Below are 3683 nucleotides of genomic sequence, written 5' to 3'. Positions count from 1 at the left end.
CGCAATCAGCACGCCGAACCCATCCGCGACTTCGCCGTCGGATCCAAGATCCGCCACCCCGATTACCTACCGAAGGTTGCCTGACGGGGCACTAGTCCGGTTAATGAACCACCCCGGGTTTGATGCGCACCGGTTTATCTGTCTCCAGCCGGTTGCTCGGCGTGGAGTGCATAGTAGTCGGCTTCGTGTTTGGCGGGTGGTCGGCGGCCGAGCCTGTGCATGATCCGGGACTGGTTGTACCAGCCGGCCCAGTCGGTGAGGAGTTCGACGTCGGCGAGCCGGGCCAGCGGACCGCGCCGGAACGGGGAATCGTCCCGGACCGCTTCGGTTTTGTAGCCTCGATCCACCGATGAAGTTGCTGAGTGGGCCGCGCGCGGCAGGCGCGGCCCACTGGTTTTTGGGTAGCGGGTAGCCGCTGGTCTGCCCAGCCTCCAGATCAGTATGGTGGCAGCGCCGGACGCGCCTCCTGCGACAAGAGGATCATCGAGGAGGGAAGGCCGCGACCCCGCCGCACAGGATATGCCCAGCTCGGAGGTTAAACCTCAAGTTAGAAGCGGGTGGCATGGAAGCCGCCCACCTGGGAGAGCTGGATCACTTTGACGTGGTCGCCGGTGTGTGGCGCCTCGACGACTTGGCCATTGCCGACGTAGATCATGATGTGGCCGGGATTGCCGCCGTTGAACTGGGCGTTGGGGAATATCAAATCGCCTGGCTGGAGGTTGTTCGGGTCTACTGGGTGTGACATCGTCGCATGGTATTGCGCGTCCGCGGTGCGCGGCATGTTCGTGATTCCGGCTTGTTTCGCGGAGTATTGCACCAGGCCTGAGCAGTCGAACGCGTTCGGGCCTTCTGCGCCGTAGATGTAGGGGTCACCCACTTGCGCCAGTGCCGTTTCGAGGAACTTCCTCTTCTTCGCGTCAGTCACGTTGGCGGTCATGCTGTGCAGCTGGGGACTTGACAACGGTGTGCCGTAGTTCACCGGCGCGAAGCTTCGGCCGCTCCTGGTGGATCCCGAGGTGGGGGACGACGCCGGCGTCCTACCACCGGTGGGTGTATAGCTCGGCAGGTCGCTTTTGATTTCGGCTGCCGCGGCCGCCGCCTCTTCCGAGACGCCGTGGACCCGGTTGTGCGTGGTGTTCAACGTATCCCAGACGCCCTTGAACAGGCCGTCGATTATCTCTTTCGGCAGTTGCTGGTGGGTTTTGCCGTCCTTGTCGGTCACGGTCCTCACGGCCTTGAAGGAGGCGTCGACCTTCGTGTTGAGTTGCCCCACAGAAGTGTCGATGGCACTGTAGGCATTCGTCACAGCGTCCCCGACGCCTTCGGTTCTCACCACGATGCCGTCGTCGTGCCGCTGAATACCCCTCGTAGCCTTCTGCATCCCGTGCTTGTGCTCGTGGTATTTGTCGATCATCGTCGACTCGTCCTCGGGATCGGCAATTCCCTGGCCGCGCAGCATCTCGCGCAGATCGGGAGCCTTGGACGGTGTGCCCGACCCGAGCAGCTGGATCTGGTTTTGAATGATCCCCTCGGCTGCCTCGAACAGAGCTTTCAAGCCCGCCGGCGCGCAGTCCGGAAGCTCGCGCAAATCGCCCAGCCGCTTGGTGGCATCGGGACTCATCGGCGCCACGCTTCGGGCCAGGCATACAACATCGACACATGTCGATCATCGGACGTTCCCCGACTTGGGAAAGCAGCACGGGCCGGTGATGCGCCAACCGGTGCAGGTCACCGCGCGGGTGAAGTTCCCGCCCACGTTGATCTTCCGGTTGATGCGCACGCTCGATGAAGCCATGAGCAACTACGAACACCAGTTCGGGCACATCACCTCCCTCGGCGACTGAAACCGCCCCGTCCACCCACGGTGAGGAGAACATTCGCGTGATGATCACCGCTACCGGGCCGATCACCCTGATCACCGGCCCCCGCGACCGCACGATCGTGCTCGACCCGTGGGTGCACTACCAGCCGACCACGATCAGCGGCCGCCACTACAAACCCACACCCACCACCCGACACCCCCGATCCACCCCCTGAACAACACCGCCCCGCGCGGCGCATCACCCACTTCCGGCCGGGGGGTGGCCAAGGCAGCACTTCGATCCCCGGTGCAGGGCTCGGGGGTCGAAGCGGCTGTGAGGCGTCCTCGACACTGTGCGGCGAGGACGATCGAAGACTATCGCGGCGCCCCCGGATCGGCGAGGTATTGCGGCCTGGTATGTCCGGGGCCCTCACCGAGGACGAGTGAGACCACCTGCGCACACGCCCCACGTTCCCCGACTTCGACCAGGTCACGGCAATACCGTGGCCGGGCCCCTTCCTGTCCGGGCCCACCCACGGAGGAACCACTCGACCAGCGGCACAACCTCCCAGACACCTGCTGCGAACCGGCCCATACCTTTACCGCTGTTTTTCACAGGCGTGCTTGTCACGGGCTTGCTTCCAGAGGCTTCCATCCCGTCCGTCCACCCCTACCTCCGGAAGGGGGAACCTGGAAGCCGAGGGTGGAAGCGGGGCGGTTTTTGAGCGAGATCGCATGGTGCAATGGGTGTGCCAACGTATACAGGTAGGGGGTATCACGTTGGTGGACGTGGTGTGCCAGCCGCGTTACGACGCGGTCCCGATGGCTCACTGGGACTACGGTTACCGGGGTGAGTGACGCTCGAGGTGCTAAACGCGATGTGATCTGACCGATGAGCAGGCCGCTGTCCTGCTGCGTATGTTCACCGAGACCATCACCGAGGCCGGGGAGATCGCGCAGATGATGTCGCGGTACGTCCAGGCCGGTGGGCGGGACTGGGAGACGTTCGAACGGCTGCTGGATCATTGGGCCCGCCAGGGCATGAAGATGGTGTTCGCCGGGCGGGGTGCTCTACGCCCGGAGCTGGGCGCGCTGTCGGATCACCTGATCACCAAAGCCGCGGGCGGCGCCGCTGCGGCGAGCGGGGTGCGTGAGCATCTGCATCGGAAGCTGTCGGCCGCGGTGCTGGCCATGGTGTGGTACACCGGCGAGCATCACCTGATCGAGGCCGAAGACTGGCCCGAGGAGTTGGCGCTGTAGTCCTCGATGCGGTGCGGTCCGCACCCGGCATCAACGAGGACGCGATGATGAAGAACCTCTAGTTCTCCCGTCCGTGGTGATTAACTGACGGAGACGCTAAACCTGAAAATGAGTTGAGGTCAAGAACTGACGAGTACCGCCGCGAGTCACAGCCTGAGCTGCGAGGTTTCCGGTTTCGAACACGAAACCGAGAGTCGGTCGGTGTGGTCGCGTTCTGAAGTGCTGTCCCGTCGTGCACGTGACACGCGTGAACCGCGGTATCGGGCATCCCGGGGACCGGGGGCCTATTGTCTGCTGCCGCTACGGGCTTGGTTCGGAGGTTCGTGGCAGCGCATGCGAACAACGGCCCGGAAGGAGAAGTATGCGTTCCCGGGCCGCTGCCGGTCGCCGTTACGCAGGTGGAAGAAGCTCCGAGTCCCCGGCGGGGAGTTCCGGCGCTCCTCCATACGACGACTCCTCCGATCCTAATAGCAATCGACCAGCAAATCCGATGGTCTGCCCCGTGCGAAAATGGAAACTCCTCACGTCCCTAGCTTGAGTTTTAACCTCTGAGCTGGGTTTTTATCCTGTTCGGCGGGGTCGTGGCCCGGGGGGTTTGGATGGCTTCTGGTTGCTGGGTGTT

Annotated in this window: 4 protein-coding genes and 1 pseudogene; 3 read left to right on the top strand and 2 right to left on the bottom strand. The window is 63.6% G+C overall.

Going from position 1 to position 3683, the window contains the following annotated elements; translation table 11 throughout:
- Positions 1-134: 134 nt before the first annotated feature.
- Together ACWEO7_RS38585 and ACWEO7_RS38580 are read right to left on the bottom strand one after the other, a co-directional pair.
- Positions 135-335 (bottom strand): annotated as a pseudogene (locus tag ACWEO7_RS38585) (IS3-like element ISMysp3 family transposase); the annotation flags it as partial.
- Positions 336-547: 212 nt separating this feature from the next.
- Positions 548-1621, bottom strand: coding sequence for a C40 family peptidase (locus ACWEO7_RS38580; protein ID WP_452430690.1), 1074 nt, complete (start codon positions 1619-1621; stop codon positions 548-550).
- A 64-nt stretch (positions 1622-1685) separates the two neighbouring features.
- Here ACWEO7_RS38580 and ACWEO7_RS38575 point away from each other — a divergent pair, with 64 nt between their 5' ends.
- From ACWEO7_RS38575 to ACWEO7_RS38565, 3 genes are all read left to right on the top strand, one after another.
- A complete protein-coding gene (locus ACWEO7_RS38575) occupies positions 1686-1844 on the top strand; it encodes a hypothetical protein (RefSeq protein WP_452430688.1) in 159 nt (52 codons plus the stop codon).
- A 37-nt stretch (positions 1845-1881) separates the two neighbouring features.
- A complete protein-coding gene (locus ACWEO7_RS38570; RefSeq protein WP_452430686.1) occupies positions 1882-2037 on the top strand; it encodes a hypothetical protein in 156 nt (51 codons plus the stop codon).
- A 682-nt stretch (positions 2038-2719) separates the two neighbouring features.
- Positions 2720-3061: a hypothetical protein gene (locus ACWEO7_RS38565; protein WP_452430684.1), complete on the top strand. Its 342-nt coding sequence runs from the start codon at positions 2720-2722 to the stop codon at positions 3059-3061.
- Positions 3062-3683: the final 622 nt, after the last annotated feature.

This window comes from Nocardia sp. NPDC004260 (genome assembly GCF_053603155.1).
The sequence above is the reverse complement of the archived record's forward strand: the minus strand, read 5'-3'. Positions and strand labels throughout refer to the sequence as shown.

What these genes read in the sequence shown, in the direction of transcription:
- ACWEO7_RS38565 (WP_452430684.1), top strand. Translation starts at nt 2,720, where the DNA reads ATGTTCACCGAGACCATCACCGAGGCCGGGGAGATCGCGCAGATGATG.
- ACWEO7_RS38580 (WP_452430690.1), bottom strand. Translation starts at nt 1,621, where the DNA reads ATGAGTCCCGATGCCACCAAGCGGCTGGGCGATTTGCGCGAGCTTCCG.